The sequence below is a fragment of the Sphingomonas sp. GW822-FHT03G08 genome (genome assembly GCF_058801135.1).
The window spans coordinates 1,417,109-1,443,633 of the sequence record NZ_JBXAMZ010000001.1; the positions used below are offsets into that span (position 1 = coordinate 1,417,109).

The following is a 26,525-nucleotide window of genomic DNA, read 5'->3' on the forward strand; positions in this document are numbered from 1 at the left end:
CCGACACGCGGCCGCCCCTGTGGTGGCCCTTTTACGTTCTAGATACTTGAGGATGAGCGATGAAGCGGACCTTTCAGCCGAGCAACCTGGTGCGTGCGCGCCGGCACGGCTTCCGCAGCCGCATGGCGACCCCGGGCGGCCGCAACGTGATCCGTGCCCGCCGCGCCCGCGGCCGCAACAAGCTGTCGGCGTAATCGCCGACGGTGCGGGGGTGGGTCTTACCCGGCTCACCCAGCGCAAGGATTATCTCGCAGCGAATGCAGGCAAGCGGGCTCCCATGCCCGGCTTTGTCCTGATCGTTCGCGCGCGTGACGATGCCGATCCGGTCATGCGGGTCGGCATTACCGTATCCAAGAAAGTCGGCAACGCGGTGATCCGCAACCGGATGAAGCGCCGGTTCCGCGCGCTCGTCCGCGAAGTGCTGCCCGAATCCGGCTTGCCCGGCGCCGATCATGTACTGATCGGCAGACATAGCGGCATCGAGCGCCCGTTCGACGATCTCAAGGCCGAGCTGGTCAAGGCGCTGGGCAAGGTCAAGCGGTGAATACCCCTTCCTTCGTCATGCTGAACTTGTTTCAGCATCCAACGCGCGGCACGGGAATCGCCAGAACCTCCTGCCTTTCGTTCGCGGCACGTTGGACCCTGAAACAAGTTCAGGGTGACGGGTGTGGGAACCGCGACGCATGATGGCGAAACTCCTGATCCTGCTCGCGCGCGCCTGGCAGATCGGCCCTTCGGCGGTGCTTCCGCCAACCTGCCGTTACCAGCCGAGCTGTTCGGCCTATGCAATCGAGGCACTTCGCCGCTATGGGGCAATGAAAGGCAGCTGGCTCGCCATCCGGCGGATCGCTCGCTGCCATCCCTGGGGCGGGCACGGCTACGATCCGGTGCCATAGAGTTTTTCCGAGGAAATCGTTCGTGAAGGATGACCAGAAGAATTTCCTGCTGTTCGCGGTAATCGCGGCACTCCTGCTGTTCGCGTGGCCCGCGATCATGCACTGGTTCTTCCCGCAGCAGCAGGCGGCCTCCACCCAGATGGTGAACGGCAAGCAGGTTGCGAAGCCGGGCGCCACGCCGGGCATCGATTCGCCCGCCGCGCTGCGCGACCGCGCGATCGTGCTGGCCGACGGCCCGCGCGTCGCGATCGAGACGCCGTCGCTCAAGGGCTCGATCAATCTCAAGGGCGCCCGGATCGACGACCTGGTCCTCCTCGGTTACGCCGAGACCACGGCCAAGAACTCCCCGCCGATCCGCCTGCTCTCGCCGAGCGGCGCGCAGGGTGCCTATTTCGCCCAGTTCGGGTGGCAGGGTGCCGGCGTCCAGGCGCCGGACCAGAACACTGTGTGGCAGGCCAGCGGGACCAAGCTGACCCCCACCACCCCGGTGACGCTGACCAGCAAGACCGCCACTGGCCAGGTCTTCCGCATCGATCTCTCGGTCGACCAGGACTATATGTTCACGATCCGCCAGACGGTCGCGAATGTCGGCCAGGCGCCGGTCTCGGTCACCCCGTTCGCGCTCGTCTCGCGCGCCGAGCGCTCCAAGGACGTCGACCAGTGGGCCGCCCATGTCGGCCCGATCGCCGTCGCGCAGGGCGCCGCCAAGTACATCAACTGGGGCGATATCGAGAGCACGCCCACCCAGCTCTCCACCACCGGCGGCTGGGTCGGCTATAGCGACCATTACTGGCTGACCGCGCTCGTCCCCGATCAGCGCGTGCCCGTCTCGCTCCAGCAGCGCGGCACCGCCAAGCAGACCTACCAGGCCGATTACAGCCTCGCCGAGCCGCTCAACCTCGCGCCCGGCAAGCAGGTCAGCTACTCGAGCCGTTTCTTCGCCGGCGCGAAGGAAGTGAAGCAGCTCGAAGCCTATCAGTCCAAGCTCGGCATCGTGCAGTTCGACCGCGCGATCGACTGGGGCTGGTTCGGCATGATCGAGCAGCCGATCTTCTACTATCTCGACTGGCTGTTCCGCCTGGTCGGCAATTTCGGCGTGGCGATCATCCTGCTGACGATCACCATCCGCGGCCTGCTCTTCCCGATCGCGCACAAGCAGTTCGAATCGATGGCGCGCATGCGCGTCATCCAGCCGAAGATGAAGGCGCTGCAGGAACGCTACAAGGACGACAAGCAGCGCCAGCAGCAGGAGATCATGAAGCTCTACAAGGAAGAGAAGGTGAACCCGCTCGCGGGCTGCCTCCCGATCCTGCTCCAGATCCCGATCATGTTCGCGCTGTACAAGGTGCTGCTGCTGACGATCGAAATGCGCCACCAGCCCTTCGTCTTCTGGATCAGGGACCTTTCGGCCCCGGACCCGGCGACGATCCTCAACCTGTTCGGCTATCTGCACTTCACCCCGCCGTCCTTCCTGGCGATCGGCGTGATCCCGGTGCTGCTGGGCGTGTCGATGTACTTCCAGATGAAGTTCAACCCGGCGCCGATGGACGAGGTTCAGAAGCAGGTGTTCGCGATCATGCCGTGGATGCTGATGTTCCTGATGGCGCCGTTCGCGGTCGGCCTGCAGGTCTACTGGATCACCTCCAACGTGATCACCATCCTGCAGCAGCAGTGGCTCTACTCGCGCCACCCGGTGCTCAAGCAGTCGATGAAGAAGGAAGCACCCGCCAAGTGAGCGCGTTCGACGACGACATGATCGAGGCTGCGCGGAAGACCTTCGCCGGCCCGATCACGTTCCTCAAATCGGCACCGAAGCTCGAGCACCTCCCCAATCCGGTGGTGCCCGAGGTCGCGTTCGCCGGCCGTTCGAACGTGGGCAAGTCGTCGCTGATCAACGCGCTCACCAACCGGAACAGCCTTGCGCGCACCTCGAACACCCCGGGGCGCACGCAGGAGCTGAACTTCTTCGACGTGGGCGAACCGCTGAAGTTCCGCCTGGTCGACATGCCCGGCTATGGCTTCGCCAAGGCGCCCAAGGACATGGTCCGCCAGTGGCGCTACCTGGTGAACGACTTCCTGCGCGGGCGCGACGTGCTCAAGCGCGCGCTGGTGCTGATCGACGCGCGTCACGGCATCAAGGAAGTCGACAACGACATCCTCGACATGCTCGACACGGCGGCAGTGAGCTACCGCATCGTCCTGACCAAGGCGGACAAGATCAAGGCGACCGAGCTCGCCGACGTCTTCGCCCGCACCGAGGCCGAAGCCCGCAAGCGCCCTGCCGCGCATCCGGACATCATCGCCACCTCGTCCGAAAAGGGCATGGGCATCCCCGAGTTGCGCGCGGCGGTGCTGGAAGCGATCGGTTGAGCCGCGGCGCCAGATGACCGACGGCGCCCTGCTCTTCTCCTATGGCACGCTCCAGCTGGAGAGCGTGCAGTTGAGCCAGTTCGGCCGGCTGCTCGAGGGCAGCGACGATGTGCTCCATGGCTACAAGCAGATCGAGATCACGATCCGCGATCCCGACGTGCTGGAAGCCAGCGGCATCGAGGTCCATCTGGCCCTCGTTCCCGATGCCGATGCGCCGCCGATCCCCGGCAAGGTCTTCCGCCTGTCGCCGGACGAGCTGGCGGCAGCGGATGTCTATGAAAGCGAGAACTATGTCCGCGTCGAGGCGCCCCTCGCCAGCGGCACCACTGCCTGGGTCTATGTGAAGGCCTGAGCGGCCCCGCTTGCAATGTAGGATCGGGCCTGATTGTTCGAGCGACCGGAAGCTCCGCGCCACTCTTTCACCTTGTTGGAAAAATAGGATCGCGGCCGCGCAATCTTGTTGCGAGATGCGTCGCGTTTCCGCCGAGGAGGTCAAAATTCGGACCGCGCAAACCCGCTCCTGGCCTGTACTTTGTGTACTTTGGCGAGTCGCGCCCGCCCCTTGTGTAGGACGCCCCTTTTGACCTCGCCCGCCAAGCGCGCCACACTCTTCCCAATCGGAGGGGATCGCCAATGAACGACGCGCCCAGCGCACCCGCACGGCTCGGCGGGCTCGACCTGTTTCGCGGTCTGACCGTGGCCTGCATGGTCATCGTCAACACGCCGGGCAGCTGGGATCATGTCTGGTGGCCGCTCGATCATGCCGAATGGCATGGCTTCACCCCGACCGACCTCGTCTTCCCGGCCTTTCTCTGCGCGATGGGCGTGGCGCTCGGCCTCTCCTTCCCGCGCAAGGTCGATGGCGCGCTGTGGAGCCGCATTGCGCGGCGCACCTTGCTGCTGATCCTGATCGGCTGGGCCTGGCAGATGCTGGCGCGGCCGGGACTGGCCGACTTCCGGGTGTTCGGCGTCCTTCCTCGCCTCGGCCTCTGCTATGGCCTCGCCGCCGCGCTGGCGATCCTCACCGCCCGCAAGCACGCCGACGGCCGCGCCCATCTCGGCGCCGCAGCCATCGGCATCGCCAGCCTTGTCCTGCTCATCGGCTATTGGGCGTTGCTGGCCTTCGTCCCCGCCCCCGGCTATGCCGCCGGCGACCTCAGCCCCGCCGGCAATCTGGCCGGCTATATCGATCGGATCACGGTCACCACCCATCACATGTATCGCTTCGGCACCGATGCGGCGGGCAACATCGTCTATGATCCGGAAGGGCTGCTCTCCACCCTGCCCGCGCTGGTCAACGTCCTGCTCGGCATGCTCGCGGCCCTGCTTTGGAAGGCGGCGCCGGAACGCGCCACGCTGCGCATCCTGATCGCCGGCATCGCGCTTGCCGCGCTGGGCTATGCCCTGTCCTTCGCCTTGCCGCTCAACAAGAAGCTGTGGACCAGCAGCTTCGCGCTGCTCACCTCTGGCCTGTCGGGCATCATCTTCGCCGCCTGCATCGTCGCCGCGCGCAGCGCTGCGGTCCGCACAATGCTCTGGCCGCTCGACGTGCTGGGGATGAACGCTATCCTCGGCTATCTCCTGTCGCTGCTGCTCTCGCTCGCCGCGATGCGCTCGGGCTTCCAGGCCTGGGCATGGGAGGGATTGGCGGCGCTGCTGCCCGGCAACCTGCTCCTCGCCTCCTTCTTGTTCGCGCTGGGGATGCTGCTGGTGGTGCTCGCCCTGCTCATCCCGCTTCACCGCCGCGGCATCCATCTGCGACTGTAAACGTGATGGTAACCATGTCCGGCTATTTGCTGGCCGGATGGGAGAGCTGGACGGAAACGCGCTCAAAGGCGCGGTCTGGGACAAATGGGCGGCGCTGCCGCCCACGCTGATGCGCGCCCACAGCATCGCCATCCAGCGCGGCTACCCCGTTTCCTTCATCGCCAGCGTCTTCGTCAGCATCACCCTGGCAGTGATGATCCACGCCAATGGCTTCATGGCCTGGCACATTGCCGCGCTGGCCCTCCATCTCGCGATCAATGTCGCCGTGCTGGTCCGCTGGCGCGACGGCAAGCGCAGCGACTGGCGGGTGGACGATCCCGCCGCCACGCTCCGCGCCACGGTGATCGAGGCGGCGTCGGTCTCGCTCGGCTGGTTCCTGTTTCTCGCCACGATCGGCCTGGGCGCGACCAGCCAGGAGCTGATCGTCACCACCACCGCGCTTGCCGGTGTCGTCGCGATCGGCGCGCTGCGCTATGCCCCGCTCCCGCCCGCCAGCCTAGCCTGGCTGGGCATCGCGGTGGTGATCTGCGCGCTCTACGCCATCTTCGCCAATATCCCGGCCGGCGTGTTCGTCTTCCTGGCGGTGTTCGTCGCCCTGCTCGCCCGCACCGTGATCGGCCAGGCGGCTCTTGTCAGCGAGCAGTTCGCCCAGGGCGAGGCACTGGCCCGCGCCGCCAGCGAGCGTGACCTGCTCCGCGCCACGGCGCAGCAGGAGGAACTGCAGCAAGTCGCCGCCGCCGCCGAGACCCGCCACCGCGCCCAGGTCGATGCCGAACGCGAGCGCCGCGCCGAGATCGCCCGCATCGCGGATCGCTTCGAAAGCCAGTTCATCGCCGCGATCAGCGAGCTCGCCGCTGCCGCCGAACAGACCCGTGTCTCGGCCGAAGGGCTCGCCGGCACCACCATGACGACCCGCGACGAGATCCGCGGCGTCGCCGGCCGCGCCGTCCGCGCCGATACCGGCGCCGCCACGCTGTTCGAGGAATCGGCCAATCTCAGCCGTACCTTGGCTACGGTCGAGGCGAGTATCGCCGCGCAGAGCGAGACGACGGCGCATCTCCACGCCCTATCCCGCTCCGCCGATGCGCGCTTCGGCACGCTCGCCGAGCATAGTGCCAGCGTCGGCAGCATTGCCGACATGATCGCCGAGATCGCGGCACGCACCAACCTGCTCGCCCTGAATGCCAGTATCGAGGCAGCCCGCGCCGGCGAAGCGGGTCGCGGCTTCGCGATCGTCGCCCAGGAGGTGAAGAGCCTCGCCGCCCAGACCGCCACCGCGACCGGCGACATCCGCGCCCAGCTCGAGCGCATGATCGGCGCGGTCCATGCGACCACCTCGATCGTCGGCGAGATGCGCGAAAGCTTCGATCGGATCGGCGAGGTCGGCGATGCCGTCGGCCAGGCGATCGCCAACCAGGGCGACGTGATCCGTTCGATCCAGAGCTATGCCGGCACCGCCGCCGCGCTTACCGCCGATCTCCAGACCGGCGCCGCCAACGCCGAAGCCGCGACCGACGCCGCCGCCCGCACGACGGCGGAGATGGATGCCGCAACCGACGAGCTGGTCGGCCAGGCCCGCCGCCTGCTCGGCGAAATGCGCAGCTTTCTCGAAACGCTGCGGGCGGCCTAAGCCAGCGCCGGTTCCGCTTCCGGCCGCTGCGCCCGCGCCGCGAGGATCGCCACCGCCGCAACCAGCCCGAAAGCGCCAGCCACCAGGAAGGCCGGCGTATAGGTCCCGGTCCAGGCCCGCACGGCACCGGCGCCGAACGCCGCGGTCGCCGCGCCGATCTGGTGGCCGACCATCACCCAGCCGAACACGATCGGGGCATCGCGCTCGCCGAAATGGACATTGGCCAGCTTTACCGTCGGCGGCACCGTCGCGATCCAGTCGAGCCCGTAGAAGATCGCGAAGAGCAGCAGGCTTGATGCGCTGAAATCAAGGAAGGGCAGCGCCAGTAGCGAGAGGCCGCGCAGCCCGTAATAGACGAACAGCAGCTTGCGCGGATCATAGCGGTCGGTCATCCAGCCCGAGGCGGTGGTGCCGAACAGATCGAATAGACCCATCAGGCTGAGCAGCCCGGCGGCCTGCACCGGCGCGATGCCATGGTCACCGCAAAATGCGATCAGATGGGTGCCGACCAGCCCGTTGGTGGTCAGCCCGCAGACGAAGAAGGTACCGAAGAGCAGCCAGAAGGTCATGCTCTTCGAAGCACGGAACAGCGCGGTGAAGGCGAGCCCCGGCGTCGCGGCCTGCTTCATCGGCGGCGGCGGCGCGCTGGCATCGGTCTCACCGAAGCGCCGCACGCCGACATCCTGCGGATGCTCGGGCATGAACAGCAGGACGAACGGGATCACCGCAGCCGCCGCGATCGACACGGCGAGCGCTACCGGCCGCCACGCTCCGCCCTCGGCCAGCCAGGCAAGCAGCGGCAGGAAGACCAGCGCGCCGGTGGCGGTGCTCGCGGTCAGCATGCCCATCACCAGACCCTGGCGCGTCGCGAACCAGCGATTGACCACCGCAGCGCCCAGCACCGAGGCGACGGCACCGCTGCCCACGCCCGAAACCACGCCCCAGCTCAGCACATATTGCCAGGGTTCGGACATCCAGAGGCTGGCAAAGGTCGCCACGGACATCAGTACCAGACCGCCCAGCATGGTCCGCTTGATCCCGACGCTGAGCATCAGCGCCGCGGCGAAGGGGCCGACCAGTCCGTAGAGGAAGATGCCGATAGCAGCGGCGGCGGAAATCGTCGCGCGGTCCCAGCCGAAATGCTGCTCCAGCGGCAACATCATCACCCCAGGCGCCGATCGCAGCCCGGCGGAGACAAGCAGCGCGACAAAGGTGATCGCCGCGACAATGCCGGCATAGCCGCGCGTGCCGAAGGGCATGCGGGAAAGCAGCGCGATCATGCCCGCCCCCCTGCACGCTCGACGCTCTGGGTGAAGCTTTCGAGCCCGGCCCGCAGCACCTTCCAGAGCGCTGCACCGGCCTCATCCTCCACGCGGTGCTGGATCGCGCTCCAGTCGGGCTCGGCAGCATGCATTGCCGCTTTGCCCTCGGAGGTGAGCGAGGCGCATTTGCTGCGCCCCTCCCCGGCCGCCGTCCGAACCCAGCCCCGCTTCTCCAGCGGGGTCAGCGCCCGGTAGAGCGAACTGCGATCCATCTCGAGCTGCTCGGCCAGCCGACTGAGCGCCAGGGGTTCGCCCCGCGAGATATGCCGCAGGATGGCGAACTGGCCGATGGACATGCCATGACTGGCCAGCGCCTCGTCATAGACACGGCCGATTACGCGGGAGGCCTTGCGCAGCAGCGTGCAGGCACAGACCGAGGGCAACGAATCTTGATGCATACACATCGTGTATATGCATCAAGCAAGCTTCACAACGCTGCATATGCATCATGTGCGTGCATCATGCATATGCAGCAAGCTCAGATCGGGTTGTATTTGGCCAGGAACGCCTCGAGCGCCTTCAGGAACTGCAACCGATCCGCTTCACGGGTGAAGTGGTGATCGCCCTCCGGCTGTTCGATATAGGTTACATTCTTTCCGGCTTCTTTCAAGCGCTTGGCCATCAGCCGCGATTGCGAGACGGGTACTCTTTTGTCTTCCTTGCCATGCACGATCAGGATCGGTGTGGAGAATTGCTCGGGAAAGTTGAGCGGTGAAACGCCCTTGAGATCCCCCACCTGCTGCCGCAGCCAGTCCTGCCGGGCCCCCGAGCCCAGGAAATTGCCGTTGAAGCGCAGCATGCGGTTCAGGTCCGACACGCCGGCATAGGATACAGCACACCGATAACGCGATCCGTCCCGCTGCGCCGCACGCATCGCCGCATAGCCGCCATAGGAAGCGCCGACCATGCAGACCCGCTTGGGATCCGCGATGCCCTGCGCCGCGAGCGCGGTCACCGCGTCGTCCAGATCGTCCTGCATCGCCAGGCCCCATTGCCCCTGGCCCTTGCGCGTGAACTTGGTGCCATAGCCCGAGGATCCACGATAATTGGGCTGGATCACCACATAGCCGCGATCGGCCATGAACTGGGCCCACCAGTCCCATTCCTCGGTATCGCGGGCATAGGGGCCACCGTGCGGCATGACGATCAGCGGCGCGTTGTGCGGATCGCCCACCGGCAGCGTCAGCACCGCCGGGATCTCCAGCCCGTCCCGCGCCTTGTAGCGGATCGTCTTCACGCGATGGAGCAGCCGCATGCCAATCGTGTTGTTGACGCTCCCGATCGACGTCATCGAGCCGTCCGCCGCGCGATACAGGAAATAGCCGCCCGGCGCCGAGGCCGAGCCGGCCCGGACGACCACGACGCTCCGATCGCGATTCATCGAGACGATCTCAGGCGAGCCGCCCTTGATCATCCCGTCGAGCTTCGCCTGCAGCGCGACCATCGAGGGATCGGTCCACACCATGCCCGGCTTGTCGCGCGTCACGTCGATGCCGAGATAGCCGAAGCCGGTGCCATCGATCCGGATGCCGTCGATGTCATAGCCCTTCGAGGCAAACAGCTGCTTGCCACGCTCCAGCTTGGTCAAGTCATATTCGTAAAGCGACGAGAACCCATCCGCATCGTCGCCGATGATCAGCGCCTTTGTCGGATCGCTGAGGAACAACGTCGGCATCTCGATCGAGTCATGGATCGAGGTGGCCTTGTCGATCACCTTGAAATTCTCGCCGCGCTGCTGGCGATAATAGAGGCGACGCTTGCGGCCGTCGTCGGAAAGGCCATAGCCCATGCGGACCACGCCATTGCCGTCGGCATACCAGTCCCATACCCCCGCCATGCCGGGCTGGACGCGCCGGGCCCGGCCGTTGGTGACGTCGATCTCGTCCACGCGCGGCCAGAAGTCCGGCTGGCTGCCATAGATCGAGTTTTGCGAGCCGAGCAGGATGCGCGGCGTGCCGTCGCGCGCGACCCAGATCAGGTCCGATGCGTTCTGGCCGGCCGTTTCCTTGTTGAGCTTCACCAGCTTGGTGCCGTCGGCGCGCACGCCATAGGCGCGCGTGAGGTACCATTCCTCGTCCTCGACCGGCACGGTCTGGCCGATGCCGACGACGAGCCACTCGTCGTTCACCCATTTCCACCAGTTGAGATCGGTATCCCCCAGCGCAATGATCGCCGGCTTGCCGCCTTCGACCGAGAAGACGCCGAAATACTGGACACCGTTCACCGCGATGCGGGCCGCCACCTTGTCGCCCTTGGGCGAAAGCACGGGCGCCTCGACCGCAGGCAGCTCGGCGAAAACCTCGGTATCGTAGCGAACAACGCGGGGCAGTGAAGCCGTGGCCGGTACCGGCGCGGCGGCGGACGCCGTCTGCGCGGAAGCACCTTCGGAAACGCCCATACCGAGAACGAACGCCGCCAACGCGGACGACACGAGCAGACAGCTACGCATGAATCCCCCCTAATCCCCGCAAATCATTCGAAGGATTTCGTTACGTTGGCAAGACAGCGATGACACCGTTTCGACTGGTCCGCGCCCGACGATTGCCCCCGGCGCACCTGCCCGCTATCCCGGCCGCATGAAGCTCTATATCGGCAACAAGGCCTATTCCTCCTGGTCGCTGCGCGGCTGGCTCGCCTGCAAGCAAGCGGGCCTCCCCTTCGAGGAGGTGGTGGTGCCGCTGTACGATGATGCCTGGGAGAAGCGCCGCGAGGGCGACGAGTTCGCCCCGTCCTCGGGCAAGGTGCCGATCCTGTGGGACGGCGATGCCGTGGTGTGGGACAGCCTGGCGATCGTCGAGTATCTCAACGACAAGACCGGCAACACGAAGTTCTGGCCGACCGAGCCCGCGGCGCGCGCCATGGCCCGCTCGATGGCAGCCGAGATGCATTCCAGCTTCGCGGCGCTGCGCCGCAAGCACAGCATGAACATCCGCCAGGTCTATCCGCCCAAGACTCCCGACGCCGACGTGATCCAGGATATCGGCCGGATCATGGAGCTCTGGGCCCAGGCCCGCGCCCGCTTCGGCGGTGACGGCCAGTTCCTGTTCGGCGAGTTCGGCGCGGCGGACATCATGTTCGCGCCCGTCGTGACCCGGCTGGTCACCTATTCGCTCCCGGTCGCCCGCTTCGCCCCCGCCTATATGAACGCGGTGCTCCAGCATCCCTTCATGCAGGACTGGATCGCCGGCGCGCAGGAGGAAGAGTGGGTGATCCAGCAATTCGAAGCCGATCCGGTCTGATCCTCTCTTGCGCAGCGCCCTCGCTGCGCGCAGGCTCCCCCAACAAGTTTCCACCGGGTCGCAGGGATCAACCGGGGGGAATAATCCATGTTCGATGTAAAGAAGCTGCAGGAGCGGCTGGGCGTGACCGCCGATGGCGCGCTGGGACGCGGCACGCTTGCGGCACTGTTCGCCAAGGCCGGCGCACCGGCGAAGATCGCGCCCGAGCTGGGGCTCGCCGCGAATGTCCATTTCCGCACCTATGGCCTGGTTGAGAACGGCCTGCGCCTGGCCCATTTCATGGCGCAGTGCGCACATGAGAGCGGCGGTTTCCTGTACAATCGCGAGATCTGGGGGCCGACTGCCGCGCAGAAGAAGTACGAGATGAACGCCGCGCTGGGCAACGACCAACCGGGTGACGGCCTGCGCTATCTCGGCCGCGGCCCCGGCCAGCTCACCGGCCGCGCCAACTACCGCCTCTATGGCCGCAAGCTGGGTATCGACCTGGAAAGCAATCCCGAGCTGTTGGAAGTCTGGTCACTCGGCCTGCTCGCCTTCTGCGCCTATTGGGACAATTGCAGCCTCAACGAATGGGCCGACAAGGATAATCTCATGGCCGTCTCCAACGGCATCAACCGCGGAAACCCGACCTCCACCAAGGATCCCAATGGCTGGGAAGACCGCAAGAACCGCTATGCCAAGATGAAGGCGCTGATCCTCTGAACCACTTCGGACCGGGTTCCGGATTGATCCGGACCCCGGTCCGATGCCTGATGCAGGCTTCCAGTAACGAGGAGTCTGCGCATGAAGAATCTTCTGAAAATCGCTGGCCTGTTTGCAGTTCTTACCGCCAGCACCACGCTCCCGGCACAGGCGATGCACGGTCAGCAGGAATATGTCGTCGTATTTTATGACGACGAGAACCACACCAACATCGTTGGGCATAACGTGGTCTATTGCGACGGTCATTTCGTCCATGTCGGCGCGCGCACTCTCTACACCGACGAGATCTATTACGGCTGCAACTGACCCACTGCATCTGGGAGCGTGGGGATCAGAACGCGCTCCCGTCCTTGCGCCGGAAGCCCTGTCCGGCCGGCAGGTGCATGTCGATGTCCGGATAATGGCAGTCGCTGGCGGACGGCCTGCCCACCGCGACATAGACGCAGGGCGCATCACTGCGGTTCTGAAGGACATGGCCGTTGCCGTCGCCCTTGGCAAAGGCGGCAATGTCGCCCGGCAGCATCAGCACCTCACCGCCGTCATCGACCAGTACCGCCTCGCCGGCGAGCATCACGACGAACTCGTCCTCACCTTCGTGCCAGTGCCGCTGCGCGGACCAGGCGCCGGGCTCCAGCGTCACATGGCTGAACCCGAAATCGCTGATCCCGCTTGCAGGCGCCAGCCGGCGATACCAGCGCCCCTGCACCGGCCCGGCAAATTCGGCCGGATAGCCGGTCGCATTGGTCTGCGGGATTGTATCGAGATCGAGCTTGGGCAATGTCGCCTCCACCAATGCCGGAGACCATCTTGCCCGACGCAATCGAACTGACCAAGGCCCTGATCGCAGCCGAGAGCGTTACCCCCGCGCGGGGCAGCGTGTTCGATGTGCTGGAGGCAGCCCTCCTCCCCCTCGGCTTCAAGGTCGAGCGCTTCATCGAAGGCGAGGCGCCGGACGGGCCGGTGGAGAACCTGCTCGCGGTGCGCGGCACCAGCGGTCGCCACTTCGCCTTTGCCGGCCATCTCGACGTGGTGCCGCCGGGCCAGGGCTGGACCAGCGGCGCCTTCGCACCCGAAATCCGTGGCGACCTGCTCTACGGCCGTGGTGCCGTCGACATGAAGGGTGCGATCGCCGCCTTCGTCGCCGCGGCGGCGCAAGTCGAAGGCGGCGTGACCACGCTGATCATCACCGGCGACGAGGAAGGCCCCGCTACCTTCGGCACGCCGCGCCTGATCGAACGGATGGCCGAGCGCGGCCTGCTGCCCGACCTCTGCCTGGTCGGCGAGCCGACCTCGCAGCACCGCCTCGGCGACATGATCAAGATCGGCCGCCGCGGCTCGACGGTGATCGATATCGTCGTGCCGGGCAGGCAGGGACATGTCGCCTACCCGCACCTAGCCGACAACCCGGTCCCGCGCCTCGTCCGCGCGCTGGCCGAGATCGATGCGATCGTGCTGGACGAGGGCAATGCCTGGTTCCAGCCCTCGAACATCGAGATCATCGACCTTACCGTGGGCAATCCCGCTACCAACGTCATTCCAGGCGAGGCGCAGGCGCGGGTCAGCATCCGCTTCAACGACCAGCAATATGGCCCCGACCTGATCGCGCGGATCGAGGAGATCGTGCAGCGCCACGCGCCCTTGGGCATCGTCAAGGGGCGCGTCTATGGCGAGGCCTTCCTCACCGAGCCGGGCGAGCTCTCCACGCTGGTCGCCGGCGCGATCGAGGCTAAGCTGGGAGTGATCCCGGAGCTTTCGACTACCGGCGGCACCTCCGACGCGCGCTTCCTGTCGAAGCTCTGCCCGGTGGTCGAGTTCGGCCTGCTCAACGCGACGATGCACAAGCTCGACGAAGCCGTGGCGCTCGCCGACCTGGAGGCGCTGACGGATGTGTACGAGGAGATTTTAAGGCGCGCGGTGGTCTGAGAGCCAACCGTCCCCCTGAACTTGTTTCAGGGTCCAGCTATCGGCAGACGAAAGACAAGCGGCTCTTGCGCTGTAACTCGATGCCCGTTGGATGCTGAAACAAGTTCAGCACGACGAAATGGGGAACCTCAGCCCGCGATGCGCTGCGGCTCTACGCCGCGTGCCCATTCGAGGAAGGCTTCCTCCTCCATCGGCGTCGCCACCGCATAGCCCTGGAGCACGTCACAGCCGATGACACGCAGCACGGTCGCCTGGTCCTCGGTCTCGATGCCCTCGGCCACCGCTTCGCAGTTCAGGCCGTGGATCAGACCGATCACCGCCTGGGCGATGGTCCGGGCCTCGGCGCTGTCGGCGACATGCTCGATCAGGCTGCGATCGAGCTTGATCCGGTCGATCGGCAGCCTGCGCAGGCGCGCGATGTTCGAATAGCCGGTGCCGAAATCGTCGATGGCGATGGTCGCGCCGTCGTGGCGCAGCAGCGCGATCGCCTCGAGCACTTCGCTGGAGCAGTGCATCGCCAGCGTCTCGGTGATTTCGAGCTCCAGCAGGTTGGCCGGCGCATTGGCCGCCAGCATCGCCTCGCGCAGCATCCGGAAGAAGCTGGCATGATCGAGCTGGCGCGGGCTGATGTTCACCGCCATGCGCTGCTGGATGCCGAGGCGGCCCCAACGCGAAATGGTCTCGGCAACGCTCTCCACCACCCACTCGCCGATCTCGACGATCAGGCCGGTTTCCTCGGCGCGCTGGATGAAGGCACCGGGCATCTTGAGCCCGTCCGGATGGCGCCAGCGCAGCAGCGCCTCGGCGGCAACGATGCGGCCATCCGTGGCGGAGACCTGGGGCTGGTAGACGAGCGTGAACTGGTCCTTGTCGACCGCTTCGCGCAGGTCGCTTTCCAGCCGGGCGCGTTCGGCGATCTCGGCGGCGAGAATCTCGGTGAAATGCTCGGCGCGGCCACGGCCCATCGCCTTGGCATGGTACATGGCGGCATCGGCGGCGCGCATCAGGTCGTGCAGCGTCGTACCGTGCTCCGGGCGCAGCGCGATGCCGATCGAGGCACCGATCGACACTTCCTGGTCGGCCAGATCGAACGGTTCGGACAGTGCGTAAAGGATGCCGCGGCCGATCCGCTCGGCTTCCCGCACATTGCGCAGCGCCGGGAAGAACATGGTGAACTCGTCGCCGGCCAGTCGGCCGATCAGCGGCGGACGTGCATCGGCTTCGGCGGCGAAGCGATCAGCGACCGCGCGCAGGCGATTGGCGACCATGCCGAGCAGCGCGTCGCCGGTGGCATGGCCCAGCGTGTCGTTGACATGCTTGAAGCGATCGAGATCGATGAAGAAGAGCACCGCGACCGCGCCCGGCGGCAGGTCCGACAGCATGCGCTCGGCGGTACGCCGGAAATTGGTGCGGTTGGGCAGCGAGGTCACCGGATCGAACATCGCGAGCCGCTGGACGCTTTCCAGATTGGCGTGGAGCTGGCGGAACAGCCCGTCCATGGCGCGCGCCAGGGTCGGCACCGATTCATGCACCTGGGGCGGGATGCCGCTCTGGAGATCGCCATTGGCGGCACCCTGGAGGCGCTCGATCGCGGCGTCGATGGCTTCGGCGGTGGAGGCGATGCTGCGCTCGGCCGAGGCCCAGCACATCACGCCGCAGACAATCGCGGCGATCAGCGCGCGACCGGCGGTCTCGACGGTGATCATGCCAGGGGTGGAGGCAGCAGCCAGCGCAAGGATGAACGCCACCGCACCGGCGCACATCGCGAAGGCTATCGCACGGCTCTTGAGCGAAAATCCTTCCACTGCGCTCGCTCTTCCCCCCAGGAATCCCTCGGAGACCGGCGAATCCCGACCTCGACCCCCGGAAACATGGCAGACAGAAGTTAAGAATTTTCCCGGGGGCGGCGCAGCACGATGTAGAGTGCACCGGCTCCGCCGTGGCGCGGATGCGCGGTTCTTACGGCAGCGATACGATCGGAATGGCGCGACGAGGCGAGCCAGTCGCCCACCGCCGCGCGGATCGCGCCGCGTGCATGCGGCCGCTCGGATTCCGGACGCGGCGGCTTGCCGGTGACGAGCAGCAGCACGCGATCGCCACGCCCGATCGCGACCTCGAGCCCGAAATCGAGCCGGTCATAGGCCGAGGATAGCGTGTGGCCGTGCAGGTCGACCGTCGATTCAGGCGAGACCAGACCGCGCGACAGGCGGCGATCCCAGGACGCGTCGAGGGTATTGGCCGCCACCCTGCGCGCCGGCGGTGGCGTCGGCGCGGGCGCGCGCAGTGGCGGCACCCGCCCCTTCACCTTGGGCGCGCCCGGTATCGGCAGCGGTGCCGGCGTTGTCGGCTTATCGAGCGCCTCGACCGACTTGACCGGACGTGCCGCAAGCGGGGTGACGCTGGCGATCACCCGTTTCCACAGCGCCGCTTCCTCGGGCGCGAGGCGCCTCACCGCTGGCGGGTCGGCGTCGGCGCCCCGGCGATCGGCGCACCGCCCAAGCGGCTGAGCGTGCCCAGCGGCAGCAGCAGCCAGGCCGTGCCGCGCGAGTTCATGCCGCCCGCGATCGCGCGCGCATCATCGCCCGCGCCCCAGAAGGTATCGACGCGGTTGGGCCCCTTGATCGCCCCGCCGGTATCCTGCGCGATCCACAGGCCATTGGCCTCGGCCCGATCCATCGAGAGGAACACCGGCGCGCCCAGCGGAATGAACTTGGGATCGACCGCGGCGCTCACCTGCCCGGTGACCGGCAGGCCCAGCGAACCATTGGGCCCGGCCCCCTTCAGCTCCTGGAAGAACACATAGCTCTTGTTCTCCCACATGATCTGGCGCCCCTCCTCGGGATGGGTGCGCAGATATTCCATGATGCCCTGCATCGAGGCCTTGCCCGGCTGGAGCAGGCCACGATCGCGCATCAGCGCGCCGATGCCGACATATTCGCGACCGTTCTGACCCGCAAAGCCGATCCGCATCACCTGGCCATCGGGCCCGCGCAGGCGGCCCGAACCCTGGATCTGGAGGAAGAACAGCTCGATCGGATCCGCCGCCCAGGCGATCTCCAGCCCGCGCCCTTCCAGCGCGCCCTGATCGATCTCCTTGCGGTCGTAATAGGGGATGAAGGTCTTGCCCGCGACACGGCCGCGGATCTTCTTGCCCTTCATGTCAGCCGAGAACTGGCCCAGATCGACTTCGATGATATCGTCCGGCTTGGCATAGACCGGCACGCCATAGCCCGAGCGATGATGCTTCGTGCCGGCGATCTCGGGCTCGTAATAGCCGGTCGCCTGAGCCCTCCCGTCGGCTATTTGGACGGATTCGAACCACCGAGAGAAGAAGGCGCGGGAATCGCGTTCGGGCCAGGTTTTCGCGGCGTCGCAGGCGGGTTGCCAGTCACGGCCCTGGGTAAGGCCGCTGACATCGGTGCGACGCACCAGCGACGGGCAGCTCAGCCGGAACGCGACCAGCGCGCGCGCCGCCGCATCGTCGCTCAGCGGCAGCGAATCGAAGGCCGGCCCCGGGATCAGCCCGGCCGAGGCCGCAGTCAGCGTGCCGGCGGGCGCGGCCGGCGCCGGATAGGCAGCGAGCGGCACGGCCGGGATCGGCTGGCGGACGGCGGGATTGCCATGCGGCTCGGCCACGCGGCTGCTGTCACGTGGACGCTCGCGCGGGACTTCGCGGGACGGCGGCGGCGCATAGCCCGGCTCGACCGAACGCGGCACCACACCACCCGAGCAGGCGCCCAACAACGCCGCGAGCGCGACTCCCCCCCAGATACGCATGTGCTGCCCCCTCAGGCTTCGTCGGTTTCGACGAGCTTCCAATTGGGATCGTTGCTGCGGAGACTCCGGGCGAACGTCCAGATGTCGTGCGTCTCGACCGCATCGCTCAGCGAGCCGGCGATGACATTGCCGTCCGCGTCGCGGGTGACCGCCGCGATATCGGCATCGAAGCGCACGGTGATGCGGGCGCTCTTGCCCTCGACCACCGCGTCCGAGATGATCGCACGCTCGATCGCGACCAGGCGATTCTCCAGCACATGGCCGGCGGCCTTGCGATCGGCGATCGCCTGCGAGAAGCCGGCGCGGACATCGTCCTCGACCAGCCAGGCCAGAGTATCCTCGTCGCCCTTCCAGAAGGCCTCGAGGATCATCTTGTACGCACTCTTGGCGCCATCGATGAACTGGGCGACGTCAAAGCTGGAATCGGCGGCGATCACGGCCTTGAGCCCGCTCTCGGCACCCGTCTCGATCACGCGCGGATTGATGTCGCGTGCTTCGGGCGCCTGATCGATGGTGCGCTGCGCCGGCGGCACCGCCACGCGCTCTTCGCTGGGCTTGGGCAGCGCCTGCTCATGACCGGTGCGCTTGCCGAGCACGGCATAGAGTCGGAGTGCCAGGAACCCGGCCACCATTGCGAACAAGATTATCGTGTACACTACGCCTCCAAACGCTTCGCCGGTTAACATAGGCCTAAGCGGCGCGCGTTTCAAATCCGGGCAATCCGTGGGAATTGAAACACGTGCGCCCGCCTGCTAGGCGCGCAACCGATCCAACGCTTCAACAGCGTGAAACTTTCCGGATAAAGAGGTAGTTGAAATGGCCGAGAACGACACGATCGCCGAATTCGGCGAGCCCGCAGCCAACGGTGTGGACACCACCCCGGCCGCCGGCCTGCTGTCGCAGTATGTGAAGGACTTCTCGTTCGAGAACCCGAATGCGCCGGCCATCTTCCAGAGCCAGACGGCTCCGGCGATCGACGTGCAGTTCAACATCGGCTCGGGCAAGGTTGCCGACGAAGTGTTCGAAGTCGTGCTCAAGATCGAAGTGCGCGCCACCGCCGAGAGCCAGACCGCGTTCATCGTCGACCTGGCCTATGCCGGCCTGTTCGGCATCCGCAACGTGCCCGAGGGCGAAGCGCTCGACGCGTTCCTGCTCGGCGAGGCTCCCCGCCTGCTCTTCCCGTTCGCCCGCCGCGTGCTGGCCGACGCGGTGCGCGACGGCGGCTTCCCGCCGCTGATGCTAGAGCCGATCGATTTCGGCGGCATCTACCTGCAGCAGCGCGCCGTGAACGAAGGCGGCCTGACCGGCGAAGTGGCAGGCGAAGCCTGAGGAGTATCCGGGGGTGACGGTTCTCAAATCCTCCCCGAGCTTGTCTCGGGGAGGGGGACCATTCGCAAAGCGAATGGTGGAGGGGCCGAGGGCGAAGCCGGCGGTGTTCCACCGCCGCCCCTCCACCACGACGCTGCGCGTCGCGGTCCCCCTCCCCCAGCAAGCTGGGGGAGGATTTAAGAAGTGAAGCTCGCACGCACACTGGGCTCGGTCGGCGGGCTTACCCTGGCCAGCCGCGTGCTCGCGCTGGTGCGCGATTCGCTGCAGGCGCGCTATGTCGGCGCCAATTTCGCGTCGGACGCGTTCCTGGTCGCCTTCCGGCTGCCCAACATGTTCCGCGCCTTCTTCGCGGAAGGCGCCTTCTCCTCGGCCTTCATCCCGATGTTCAACCGCAAGCTCGCCGAGCATGACGGCGAGCGCGGGCCGGCCTTCGAGTTCGCCGAGCGCACCCTGGCGGTGCTGTTCGCCATCCTGGCGCTGATGACGGTGGTGATGCTCGCCGCCGCCTGGCCGCTCACCGCCCTGCTCTCGGGCGGCTTCCACAAGCAGGCGCCGACGCACGACCAGTTCGCCTTCGCGGTCGAGCTGAGCCGGATCACCATCCCCTATCTGATGCTGATCTGCCTGGCATCGCTGCTGGGCGGAATCCTCAATTCGCTCGACAAATTCTGGGTCAACGCCGCCGCGCCGATCCTGCTCAACATCGCGATGGTGACGGCGCTGTTCGTCTTCCACGGCACGCCCGAGGAGACGGCGCGGGCCCAGGCGATCGCGGTGCCGCTGGGCGGCGTGGTGCAATTGCTGTGGCTGTGGTTCGCCTGCCGCGCCGCCGGCGTGTCGCTGCGCCCCCGCCTGCCCCGGCTCGATCCCGAAGTGAAAAGGCTGATGAAGCTGATCCTGCCGGCCGCGCTCGGCGCCGGCGCGGTGCAGCTCAACCTGGTCATCTCGACCGCGCTTTCGGGCTATCTGCTCGGCGAAGGCTCGATCTCGTTCATCTATTATGCCGACCGGCTCAACCAGCTGCCGCTCGGCATGATCGGCATCGGGCTGGGCACCATCCTGCTGCCGACCGTCTCGCGGCTGCTCGGCGCCGGCAAGGACGCCGAGGCGATGGAGACGCAGAATCGCGGCATGGAGCTCGCGCTGTTCCTGACCCTGCCGGCGATGGTCGCGCTGATCGTCGCCGCCGAGCCGATCGTGCGCGGGCTGTTCCAGTACGGACACTTCACCGCCGACGACACGGTGAAATGCGCCTGGGCGCTGGCCGGCTTCTCGATCGGCCTGCCGAGCTATGTGCTGGTCAAGGTGCTGACCCCGGGCTTCTATGCCCGGCAGGATACGAAGACGCCGGTGCGCTTCGCCACCATCTCGGTGGCGGTGAACATCGTGGCCAATCTCGCGCTGATCCCGCTGATCGGCCATATCGGCCCGCCGCTGGCGACCGCCCTCTCCTCCACCGTCAATGTCTGGATGCTCTATGCCGAGCTGAAGAAGCGCGGGCATTTCGTGGCGGACGCGCAGCTGCGGCGCCGGCTGCCGCGGCTGGCGCTGGCCGCGGTGCTGATGGGTGCGGCGATTTTCGGCTTCGAGGGGCTGCTCGATCCCTGGCTGAGCGGGCTGCTGTGGCAGCGCTACGCGGCGCTGGTGGTGCTGGTGGGCGCGGGCGTGGCGATCTATTTCGTGGCGTGCTTCGTGACGCGGGCCTTCCGGGTTTCGGATCTGAAGGCGCTGGTGCGGCGGCGGCGGGCCTGATCCCTCTTATTTTCGTCATTCCCGCGAAGGCGGGAATCCATTGGCATTGCCGTGACGGCTCCTTTCGAGAAGCCAGCCAGAATGGATCCCCGCCTGCGCGGGGATGACGGAGAAGAGAGAGTGCACTCGCCCTTCCAGTTCCCCGGCGAAGGCCGGGGAACTGGAAGGGCGATCAGGCGCTCCAGCCCACTCGTCACGAAATGCCTACCCCTCGCCCACCCCACCCGCTACACGGCCCCGTCCCTGACATCATCGTGCGGCTGCGTCCCCGCCGTCTCGGACCCGCGGCCCGTCCAAAGGCCGAACGGTCAGCCCGGGCGTGGAAGGAATATCTATGCGCGTCGTTTCCGGCATTCAGACCACCGGCAATCTGCACCTCGGCAACTATCTGGGGGCGATCAAGAACTGGGTGGCGATGCAGGACCAGGGAGAATGTCTGTTCTTCCTCGCCGATCTCCATGCGCTGACGGGGAATATCTCGCCGCAGGAGCTTGCCAATTCGACGATCGAGATGGCCGCGACGCTGATGGCGTCGGGCATCGACGATCGTGCGATCCTGTTCAACCAGGCGCGCGTGCCCGCGCATGCCGAGCTGTGCTGGATCCTCAACGGCACCGCGCGCATGGGCTGGCTGAACCGCATGACCCAGTGGAAGGACAAGGCGGGCAAGAATCGCGAAGGCGCGAGCGTGGGCCTGTTCACCTATCCGGTGCTCCAGGCAGCCGACGTGCTGGTCTACAAGGCGACGCACGTCCCGGTGGGCGAGGACCAGAAGCAGCATCTCGAGCTGGCGCGCGACATCGCGACCAAGTTCAACACCGACTATGAAGTCGAGCTGTTCCCGCTGCCCGAGCCGTTCATTTCCAAGGCCGCGCCGCGGATCATGAGCCTGCGCGACGGCAGCGCGAAGATGAGCAAGTCCGATCCTTCGGACCTGTCGCGGATCAACCTGTCCGACGATGATGACACGATCGCGCAGAAGTTCAGGAAGGCGAAGACCGATCCGGAGCCGCTGCCCGATTCGTTCGAGGCGCTCGCCGAGCGCCCCGAGGCGAAGAACCTGGTGACGATCTTCGCCGCCTTGTCGGACCGCGATCCGCAATCGGTGGTGGCGGAATTCGCCGGCCAGGGTTTCGGCGCGTTCAAGCCGGCGCTGGCGGACCTCGCCATCTCGGTGCTCTCGCCGGTGCGCGAACGGCTCAACCAGCTGCTCGGCGACCGCGCGGCGGTGGGCGCGCAGCTCGCCAGGGGCGCGGCGCGGGCAAGCGAGCTCGCGGCGCCGACGCTGCTGGCGGCGCAGAAGGCGGTCGGGCTGCAGGTTTAATCTTATTCCTCCCCCTCCGGGGGAGGATTCTTTAGGGTTGTCCATTACCCTCCCCCGGACATCACCGGACTTCGGGGAGGGAACAGTTATGGGTACCACCGGGTTTCTGTGCGCGGAGAGTGCCTGATGCGTAGACTGATTCCCGTGCTGCTCCTCGGGAGCGCGATCGCCGGCTGCAGCGGTGGTGGAGGCTCTGGCGGCGGCGGCACCGTCGTGACGCCGACGCCCACGCCGAGCCCGACCAGCACGCCCACCCCTACCCCGACGGCCACGCCGACGCCGACCGGCAGCGAGCCGGCGACGGGCTCGGATTTCCTGACTTCGGTCGCGCAGCTCTACAGCAGCCCGCCCAATATCGGCGCCTGCCAGGCCGGGACGCTCAAGCCCGAGGTCGGCCAGCGGGTGCTGGCGGCGCTCAACTATATCCGCGGGCTCCACAACCTGCCGGCGGTCACCTACAGCACCGCCGACGAGCCGGCCGTGCAGCAATCGGCGCTGATGATGGCGGCGAACGGCCAGCTCAGCCACAATCCGCCGACCAGCTGGAACTGCTATACCGCCGCCGGCGCCACCGCCGCCGGGCAGAGCAACATCTATCTGGGCACCGGCGGGCTGCGCTATTCGCAGGATGCCGATCTGCTGGCCGGCTGGCTGATCGACACCAACAATGTAGTGGCGAACAATATCGGCCATCGCCGCTGGCTGCTCTATCCGTTCCTGTCGACGATCGCCTATGGCCGCACCGCCGGCGTGTGGCAGACCAACAACCGGGCGGACGGCGCTTCGATCAAGGTGATCAACACCACCCAGAACACCGCCGGGCCGCTGCCCGACTTCGTCGCCTATCCCTTCCAGGATTATCCGGCGCGCTATTTCGAGACCGGGGCGCTGCTCTCCTTCGGGGTGATCGCCAACAAGAGTTCGAACTTCGGCGCGAATCAGTCGGTGAGCTATGCCGGCGCGACGATCAGCGTGCGGGTGCGCGGCGGCGCGGCGCTGACCGTGTCGAACATATCGTGGGACAATGACGGATACGGCCTGCCCAACAGCCTGCAATGGAGCGTCGCCGGGCTCGCCGCCAACACCACCTATGACGTGACGATCAGCAACGTCACGGTGAGCGGCGCGGCGCGCAACTACAGCTATTATTTCCGGATCGTGCCCTGAGCGGCGCGAAACCGCCATATCCGTTGGAGATCGGCTAGGTCGCCCCGGCGCCGCGACCTAGCCTGTGCCTTCCACGACAGGGAGGCACTCATGCGCAACAAGATCGGTTTCTCGCTTTCGCTTGCCGCCGCCGCCGGTTTCCAGGCCGTCCTCGCCCAGCCGCTCCAGGCGCGCCCGAACCTCGAATGCGCCAACCCGCCTTCGGTCACCTGCACCAGCTACCAGGCGCGCGGCTTCGCCAGCTATGGCGAGTGCGTGACCTATTACAGCGAATATTGCCCGCTGCTGGAGAGCGGCGAAGGCGGCTGCGTCTATGATCCGCGAATCGGGCAGACGATCTGCTGGTGAGTGGGTCGCTTCATTATGTCTAGACAAAAAGGCCGGAGCCCCTGCGGGCCCCGGCCTTTCCGTTTTGAAGGGTGGAGGCGTGACCGATCTGCGTTGCCCCGCTCTCAGCTCCTCCACCCCGCCCGCCCCTGAAAGAGGCGGGAAGTTATCCTTTTAGCCCTCCAGCGTGCGCATCAGCGTGCGCACGGCGGTGTCGATCTCCACGTCCTTGGCGCGCAGATCCTCGATTCGCTTGACCGCGTGGATCACCGTCGAGTGATCGCGGTTGCCGAACTTGCGGCCGATCTCCGGCAGCGAGCGCGTGGTCAGGCGCTTGGCGAGGTACATCGCGATCTGGCGCGGCCGGGCGATCGCGACGGCACGGCGCTCGGAGATCAGGTCGATCTGCTTGACCTCGAAATGCGCCGAGACCGCGCGCTGGATCTCGTCGATGGTGATCCGGCGCTGGGCCGAACGCAGCACTTCGCCGAGCACGTTGGTCGCGAAGTCGATCGTGATGACTTCATTGTTGAGCTGGGCATAGGCGACGAGGCGGTTCAGCGCGCCTTCGAGCTCGCGGATGTTGGTGGTGATTCGCGCGGCGAGCAGATCCATCACCTCATGCGGCATCGAGACGGCGGGCATCTCGAGCAGCTTGCGGCCGACGATCGCGCGGCGCAGCTCGAGCTCGGCCGGCTTGATGTCGGCGACCAGACCCGAGCCGAGACGGCCGGCGAGGCGTGGCTCGAAGCCCTCAAGCGCCTGGGGCGCACGGTCGGCGGCGATCACCAGGCGCTTGCCCGACGACATGAACTCGTTGACGGTGTGGAAGAATTCCTGCTGCGTCGCGTCCTTGCCGCCGATGAACTGCAGGTCGTCGATCATCAGCAGATCGACCGAGCGCAGCCGCGCCTTGAACGCGTGCGTGTCCTTGTTGCGCAGCGCCTGGACGAACTCGAACATGAAGCGCTCGGCGGTCACGTAGATCGCTGTCGCATCCGGATTCGCGGCGAGGAAGGCATGGCCGATCGCGTGCATCAGGTGCGTCTTGCCCTGGCCCGTGCCGGCATGAAGGTAGAGCGGGCTGAACTGCGGCGAGCCCGGCTGCGCCATCGCCTTGGCGGCGTTGCAGGCGACGCGATTCGTCGCGTCGATCACGAATCGCTCGAACGTGAAGCGCTGGTCGAACTGCGGGCGCTCGATCGCAGCGGCCGCCACGGGGGCCGAATCGGCGACCGGAGCCACCGGCGCCGCGCTGAGCACGCGCTTCGGCTCCTCGGCCAGCGTCTCGATCGACACGCTGCGCACGGCCGGAATCTGGCCGCGGAACTCGAGCAGCAGACGCTCGGCATAGTGATTCTTGACCCACTGGGTCATGAACGCCGACGGCAGCCCAAGGCGCACGATCTCGGCATCGCTGCCCTCGATCAGGACAACCGGCTTCAGCCATTGGTCGAACAGACGCTGGCCCGCCGAGCGACGCAGATTCGCGCGCACATGCGACCAAGCCTTGGCAACCGCTGCTTCCATTCCGTCCCGTTCCAAGGCCTGAACCTGAGTCACCGTGACGCACCCCTCCTTCGCGGGAAGCACTGCTTCCCGTGCGCAAATTCGCTCCGACATGAGGCCCCCCGACACCGGACATCCCCGGTCCCTGTGCGGCAGGCTTCGACTACACCCAGGCGAGAACCCGCCTGGGAGGTCTGTTGTAGGTACCCCTTTCTGAGTCGAGCAAGGGGGTCCGGTGTAAAGATACTGAAATAGTTTTGTTGACTCGCCGTAACCCACGGAAAACCGTGCCCATGGCCACTAACTATCTGAAAAGAATAGCGCCTTCAAATTATTGCAAGTCGAAGACACCGCGACTCGCGCGAATCGTAGGGTTCCAGGGTGCTAACCACGATTCGTTCCGCAAGCCTCTGTCGAACACGACAAAAACCCCGCGGAACTGGTGTCCCGCGGGGCTTTGTTACGGAAAAGTGACGATTATGCCAGCGCTTCGACGCGCTTGTTCAGACGCGCAAACTTGCGCGAGGCCGTGTTCTTGTGAAGCACGCCCTTGGCAACGCCGCGCGCCATTTCCGGCTGCGCAGCGGCGAGCGCGGCAGCGGCCGCAGTCTTGTCGCCGGCTTCAAGGGCCGACTCGACCTTCTTCACGAAGGTGCGGATACGGCTCACGCGGGTGCCGTTGATCTCCGCGCGGCGCGCATTGCGCCGGATACGCTTCTTCGCTTGCGGCGTATTCGCCATGCCGTGTCGTTCCTGCTCGTAAAATGGTTTGGACCCGGAGACGAAACGCCGTCCACGTCCGGAAAGACGGGCCCCTTAGCGGCACCAGCGATTCGGGTCAACCAAGAACGATGCGGCACGGCGGAGGCAGTATCTCGCCCGGCCCCGGTACGTACGCAGAATCGAAATAGGGACCCACCATCACGAGGCGCCTGCCTTCGAACCGCGCGGTGCCCCGCCATTCCCCACCCAGCGACAGCGCGCCGCTGGCCTGGTGCCAGGTGTAGCTGCCACTGCCGCTGGTCATCGTCTCCACCATCGCTTCCGGGTAGGTGAAGTCATATCCGCCATTGTCGAAGAAGCGGATTTCGGAAGGCAGCTTTGTGCGGCAATGCTGCGATTCGACCACATGCCAGGTGCCGGTGAGCACTTGCTGATCCCGCCCTGTGACCTTCACCGTGCGGCTGTACGGCATCCCGCCTATGCGCATCGAGAGGGCAATCTCCTCGCCGCCCTTGGCATCGGACCGTACCAGCAAGCGCTGCCTGCCACGCAAGCGGGCCGGACCTTTCACCGCCAGATCGGCGATGCAGCGCTGCGGGATCACCTTCTCTCCGTCCGGACCGTCACGGTAAACATATTCGATGTTCGTCTCGTCACCCGGCCGCAGGACCTCGCGGTCATAGCGCGCCGCCCGCAGCGATTCGCCGATATGACGGCAATCCGCCGCACCGGCGGCGAGCAGGGCAAGGGCAGTCAGCAGCATGGCAT

The 26,525-nt window shown here is 66.4% G+C and carries 28 protein-coding genes; 17 read left to right on the forward strand and 11 right to left on the reverse strand.

What is annotated here, in order from left to right:
- Positions 1-59: 59 nt before the first annotated feature.
- The 8 genes from rpmH (at position 60) to AC1RJ5_RS06375 (ending at position 6,663) form a co-directional block, all read left to right on the forward strand.
- Positions 60-194, forward strand: a complete 135-nt coding sequence (rpmH, locus tag AC1RJ5_RS06340) for a 50S ribosomal protein L34 (RefSeq protein ID WP_086128886.1) — start codon at positions 60-62, stop codon at positions 192-194.
- A 17-nt stretch (positions 195-211) separates the two neighbouring features.
- Positions 212-544 carry a ribonuclease P protein component gene (rnpA, locus tag AC1RJ5_RS06345; protein WP_493112330.1) on the forward strand — a complete coding sequence of 111 codons (333 nt, stop codon included), beginning with the start codon at positions 212-214 and terminating at the stop codon, positions 542-544.
- Between the two features lie 139 nt (positions 545-683).
- On the forward strand, positions 684-896 hold the full coding sequence (gene yidD / locus AC1RJ5_RS06350; protein WP_184168079.1) for a membrane protein insertion efficiency factor YidD: 213 nt from the start codon (positions 684-686) through the stop codon (positions 894-896).
- Positions 897-918: 22 nt separating this feature from the next.
- Positions 919-2,631: a membrane protein insertase YidC gene (yidC, locus tag AC1RJ5_RS06355; protein ID WP_269574628.1), complete on the forward strand. Its 1,713-nt coding sequence runs from the start codon at positions 919-921 to the stop codon at positions 2,629-2,631.
- Between the two features lie 17 nt (positions 2,632-2,648).
- Positions 2,649-3,266 carry a ribosome biogenesis GTP-binding protein YihA/YsxC gene (yihA, locus tag AC1RJ5_RS06360; protein WP_221416431.1) on the forward strand — a complete coding sequence of 206 codons (618 nt, stop codon included), beginning with the start codon at positions 2,649-2,651 and terminating at the stop codon, positions 3,264-3,266.
- A gap of 13 nt (positions 3,267-3,279) precedes the next feature.
- Positions 3,280-3,618: a gamma-glutamylcyclotransferase family protein gene (locus AC1RJ5_RS06365; RefSeq protein ID WP_493112333.1), complete on the forward strand. Its 339-nt coding sequence runs from the start codon at positions 3,280-3,282 to the stop codon at positions 3,616-3,618.
- A gap of 281 nt (positions 3,619-3,899) precedes the next feature.
- On the forward strand, positions 3,900-5,033 hold the full coding sequence (locus AC1RJ5_RS06370; RefSeq protein WP_493112335.1) for an acyltransferase family protein: 1,134 nt from the start codon (positions 3,900-3,902) through the stop codon (positions 5,031-5,033).
- A gap of 37 nt (positions 5,034-5,070) precedes the next feature.
- Positions 5,071-6,663: a methyl-accepting chemotaxis protein gene (locus AC1RJ5_RS06375; protein WP_493112336.1), complete on the forward strand. Its 1,593-nt coding sequence runs from the start codon at positions 5,071-5,073 to the stop codon at positions 6,661-6,663.
- Here the strand turns inward: AC1RJ5_RS06375 and AC1RJ5_RS06380 are convergent.
- The 3 genes from AC1RJ5_RS06380 to AC1RJ5_RS06390 form a co-directional block, all read right to left on the reverse strand.
- On the reverse strand, positions 6,660-7,943 hold the full coding sequence (locus AC1RJ5_RS06380) for an MFS transporter (RefSeq protein ID WP_493112338.1): 1,284 nt from the start codon (positions 7,941-7,943) through the stop codon (positions 6,660-6,662). The two genes, AC1RJ5_RS06375 and AC1RJ5_RS06380, sit on opposite strands and share 4 nt — an antisense overlap.
- Complete coding sequence (locus AC1RJ5_RS06385) at positions 7,940-8,383, reverse strand: MarR family winged helix-turn-helix transcriptional regulator (protein WP_493112340.1); 444 nt, start codon at positions 8,381-8,383, stop codon at positions 7,940-7,942. Before AC1RJ5_RS06385 ends, AC1RJ5_RS06380 begins: the two co-directional genes overlap by 4 nt.
- An 80-nt stretch (positions 8,384-8,463) precedes the next feature.
- A complete protein-coding gene (locus AC1RJ5_RS06390) occupies positions 8,464-10,434 on the reverse strand; it encodes an alpha/beta hydrolase family protein (protein ID WP_269574623.1) in 1,971 nt (656 codons plus the stop codon).
- Between the two features lie 127 nt (positions 10,435-10,561).
- Here AC1RJ5_RS06390 and AC1RJ5_RS06395 point away from each other — a divergent pair, with 127 nt between their 5' ends.
- The 3 genes from AC1RJ5_RS06395 to AC1RJ5_RS06405 all read left to right on the forward strand — a co-directional run bounded on the left by AC1RJ5_RS06395 (position 10,562) and on the right by AC1RJ5_RS06405 (position 12,232).
- A complete protein-coding gene (locus tag AC1RJ5_RS06395; protein ID WP_269574622.1) occupies positions 10,562-11,224 on the forward strand; it encodes a glutathione S-transferase family protein in 663 nt (220 codons plus the stop codon).
- Between the two features lie 87 nt (positions 11,225-11,311).
- Positions 11,312-11,926 carry a glycoside hydrolase family 19 protein gene (locus AC1RJ5_RS06400; RefSeq protein WP_342248800.1) on the forward strand — a complete coding sequence of 205 codons (615 nt, stop codon included), beginning with the start codon at positions 11,312-11,314 and terminating at the stop codon, positions 11,924-11,926.
- Positions 11,927-12,007: 81 nt separating this feature from the next.
- Positions 12,008-12,232 (forward strand): DUF6289 family protein, encoded by a 225-nt coding sequence (locus AC1RJ5_RS06405; RefSeq protein ID WP_269574620.1) that lies wholly within the window; start codon positions 12,008-12,010, stop codon positions 12,230-12,232.
- A 25-nt stretch (positions 12,233-12,257) separates the two neighbouring features.
- On the opposite strand, the gene AC1RJ5_RS06410 is transcribed toward AC1RJ5_RS06405, so the two are convergent.
- Positions 12,258-12,704, reverse strand: coding sequence for a cupin domain-containing protein (locus tag AC1RJ5_RS06410; protein ID WP_342248801.1), 447 nt, complete (start codon positions 12,702-12,704; stop codon positions 12,258-12,260).
- Positions 12,705-12,718: 14 nt separating this feature from the next.
- Between AC1RJ5_RS06410 and dapE the strand changes: the two genes are divergently transcribed.
- Positions 12,719-13,849 (forward strand): succinyl-diaminopimelate desuccinylase, encoded by a 1,131-nt coding sequence (gene dapE / locus AC1RJ5_RS06415; RefSeq protein WP_342248802.1) that lies wholly within the window; start codon positions 12,719-12,721, stop codon positions 13,847-13,849.
- 128 nt (positions 13,850-13,977) lie between these two features.
- On the opposite strand, the gene AC1RJ5_RS06420 is transcribed toward dapE, so the two are convergent.
- The 4 genes from AC1RJ5_RS06420 to AC1RJ5_RS06435 all read right to left on the reverse strand — a co-directional run bounded on the left by AC1RJ5_RS06420 (position 13,978) and on the right by AC1RJ5_RS06435 (position 18,312).
- Positions 13,978-15,654 carry a putative bifunctional diguanylate cyclase/phosphodiesterase gene (locus AC1RJ5_RS06420; RefSeq protein WP_269574617.1) on the reverse strand — a complete coding sequence of 559 codons (1,677 nt, stop codon included), beginning with the start codon at positions 15,652-15,654 and terminating at the stop codon, positions 13,978-13,980.
- A gap of 80 nt (positions 15,655-15,734) precedes the next feature.
- On the reverse strand, positions 15,735-16,301 hold the full coding sequence (locus AC1RJ5_RS06425) for a Smr/MutS family protein (RefSeq protein WP_269574616.1): 567 nt from the start codon (positions 16,299-16,301) through the stop codon (positions 15,735-15,737).
- Positions 16,298-17,626 (reverse strand): murein transglycosylase A, encoded by a 1,329-nt coding sequence (gene mltA / locus AC1RJ5_RS06430; RefSeq protein ID WP_342248803.1) that lies wholly within the window; start codon positions 17,624-17,626, stop codon positions 16,298-16,300. The genes AC1RJ5_RS06425 and mltA overlap by 4 nt, the downstream gene beginning before the upstream one ends.
- 11 nt (positions 17,627-17,637) lie before the next feature.
- Positions 17,638-18,312, reverse strand: coding sequence for a Tim44/TimA family putative adaptor protein (locus AC1RJ5_RS06435; protein WP_493112346.1), 675 nt, complete (start codon positions 18,310-18,312; stop codon positions 17,638-17,640).
- 130 nt (positions 18,313-18,442) lie between these two features.
- Between AC1RJ5_RS06435 and secB the strand changes: the two genes are divergently transcribed.
- The 5 genes from secB (at position 18,443) to AC1RJ5_RS06460 (ending at position 23,546) form a co-directional block, all read left to right on the forward strand.
- Positions 18,443-18,955, forward strand: a complete 513-nt coding sequence (gene secB, locus AC1RJ5_RS06440; protein ID WP_184168113.1) for a protein-export chaperone SecB — start codon at positions 18,443-18,445, stop codon at positions 18,953-18,955.
- Between the two features lie 183 nt (positions 18,956-19,138).
- Positions 19,139-20,707 carry a murein biosynthesis integral membrane protein MurJ gene (gene murJ / locus AC1RJ5_RS06445; RefSeq protein WP_493112348.1) on the forward strand — a complete coding sequence of 523 codons (1,569 nt, stop codon included), beginning with the start codon at positions 19,139-19,141 and terminating at the stop codon, positions 20,705-20,707.
- Between the two features lie 334 nt (positions 20,708-21,041).
- Positions 21,042-22,031, forward strand: coding sequence for a tryptophan--tRNA ligase (gene trpS / locus AC1RJ5_RS06450; protein ID WP_269574612.1), 990 nt, complete (start codon positions 21,042-21,044; stop codon positions 22,029-22,031).
- Between the two features lie 126 nt (positions 22,032-22,157).
- A complete protein-coding gene (locus tag AC1RJ5_RS06455) occupies positions 22,158-23,198 on the forward strand; it encodes a CAP domain-containing protein (RefSeq protein WP_493112350.1) in 1,041 nt (346 codons plus the stop codon).
- A gap of 90 nt (positions 23,199-23,288) precedes the next feature.
- The gene (locus tag AC1RJ5_RS06460; protein WP_184168121.1) at positions 23,289-23,546 is read left to right on the forward strand and encodes a hypothetical protein; all 258 of its coding nucleotides are present in this window, start codon (positions 23,289-23,291) and stop codon (positions 23,544-23,546) included.
- 153 nt (positions 23,547-23,699) lie between these two features.
- Here AC1RJ5_RS06460 and dnaA read toward each other — a convergent pair whose 3' ends face one another.
- The 3 genes from dnaA to AC1RJ5_RS06475 form a co-directional block, all read right to left on the reverse strand.
- Positions 23,700-25,055: a chromosomal replication initiator protein DnaA gene (gene dnaA / locus AC1RJ5_RS06465; RefSeq protein WP_269574610.1), complete on the reverse strand. Its 1,356-nt coding sequence runs from the start codon at positions 25,053-25,055 to the stop codon at positions 23,700-23,702.
- Positions 25,056-25,511: 456 nt separating this feature from the next.
- A complete protein-coding gene (rpsT, locus tag AC1RJ5_RS06470) occupies positions 25,512-25,775 on the reverse strand; it encodes a 30S ribosomal protein S20 (RefSeq protein ID WP_183994207.1) in 264 nt (87 codons plus the stop codon).
- Between the two features lie 97 nt (positions 25,776-25,872).
- Positions 25,873-26,520 (reverse strand): hypothetical protein, encoded by a 648-nt coding sequence (locus AC1RJ5_RS06475; protein WP_493112353.1) that lies wholly within the window; start codon positions 26,518-26,520, stop codon positions 25,873-25,875.
- Positions 26,521-26,525 lie beyond the last annotated feature (5 nt).

Excerpts from the sequence above, each read along its gene's own strand:
- rpmH (WP_086128886.1), top strand. The coding sequence starts at position 60 with ATGAAGCGGACCTTTCAGCCGAGCAACCTGGTGCGTGCGCGCCGGCAC.
- yidD (WP_184168079.1), top strand. The coding sequence starts at position 684 with ATGATGGCGAAACTCCTGATCCTGCTCGCGCGCGCCTGGCAGATCGGC.
- yihA (WP_221416431.1), top strand. The coding sequence starts at position 2,649 with ATGATCGAGGCTGCGCGGAAGACCTTCGCCGGCCCGATCACGTTCCTC.
- AC1RJ5_RS06365 (WP_493112333.1), top strand. The coding sequence starts at position 3,280 with ATGACCGACGGCGCCCTGCTCTTCTCCTATGGCACGCTCCAGCTGGAG.
- AC1RJ5_RS06370 (WP_493112335.1), top strand. The coding sequence starts at position 3,900 with ATGAACGACGCGCCCAGCGCACCCGCACGGCTCGGCGGGCTCGACCTG.
- AC1RJ5_RS06375 (WP_493112336.1), top strand. The coding sequence starts at position 5,071 with ATGGGAGAGCTGGACGGAAACGCGCTCAAAGGCGCGGTCTGGGACAAA.
- AC1RJ5_RS06380 (WP_493112338.1), bottom strand. The coding sequence starts at position 7,943 with ATGATCGCGCTGCTTTCCCGCATGCCCTTCGGCACGCGCGGCTATGCC.
- AC1RJ5_RS06385 (WP_493112340.1), bottom strand. The coding sequence starts at position 8,383 with ATGCATCAAGATTCGTTGCCCTCGGTCTGTGCCTGCACGCTGCTGCGC.
- AC1RJ5_RS06390 (WP_269574623.1), bottom strand. The coding sequence starts at position 10,434 with ATGCGTAGCTGTCTGCTCGTGTCGTCCGCGTTGGCGGCGTTCGTTCTC.
- AC1RJ5_RS06395 (WP_269574622.1), top strand. The coding sequence starts at position 10,562 with ATGAAGCTCTATATCGGCAACAAGGCCTATTCCTCCTGGTCGCTGCGC.
- AC1RJ5_RS06400 (WP_342248800.1), top strand. The coding sequence starts at position 11,312 with ATGTTCGATGTAAAGAAGCTGCAGGAGCGGCTGGGCGTGACCGCCGAT.
- AC1RJ5_RS06405 (WP_269574620.1), top strand. The coding sequence starts at position 12,008 with ATGAAGAATCTTCTGAAAATCGCTGGCCTGTTTGCAGTTCTTACCGCC.
- dapE (WP_342248802.1), top strand. The coding sequence starts at position 12,719 with ATGCCGGAGACCATCTTGCCCGACGCAATCGAACTGACCAAGGCCCTG.
- mltA (WP_342248803.1), bottom strand. The coding sequence starts at position 17,626 with ATGCGTATCTGGGGGGGAGTCGCGCTCGCGGCGTTGTTGGGCGCCTGC.
- AC1RJ5_RS06435 (WP_493112346.1), bottom strand. The coding sequence starts at position 18,312 with ATGTTAACCGGCGAAGCGTTTGGAGGCGTAGTGTACACGATAATCTTG.
- secB (WP_184168113.1), top strand. The coding sequence starts at position 18,443 with ATGGCCGAGAACGACACGATCGCCGAATTCGGCGAGCCCGCAGCCAAC.
- trpS (WP_269574612.1), top strand. The coding sequence starts at position 21,042 with ATGCGCGTCGTTTCCGGCATTCAGACCACCGGCAATCTGCACCTCGGC.
- AC1RJ5_RS06455 (WP_493112350.1), top strand. The coding sequence starts at position 22,158 with ATGCGTAGACTGATTCCCGTGCTGCTCCTCGGGAGCGCGATCGCCGGC.
- AC1RJ5_RS06460 (WP_184168121.1), top strand. The coding sequence starts at position 23,289 with ATGCGCAACAAGATCGGTTTCTCGCTTTCGCTTGCCGCCGCCGCCGGT.
- dnaA (WP_269574610.1), bottom strand. The coding sequence starts at position 25,055 with ATGGAAGCAGCGGTTGCCAAGGCTTGGTCGCATGTGCGCGCGAATCTG.
- rpsT (WP_183994207.1), bottom strand. The coding sequence starts at position 25,775 with ATGGCGAATACGCCGCAAGCGAAGAAGCGTATCCGGCGCAATGCGCGC.
- AC1RJ5_RS06475 (WP_493112353.1), bottom strand. The coding sequence starts at position 26,520 with ATGCTGCTGACTGCCCTTGCCCTGCTCGCCGCCGGTGCGGCGGATTGC.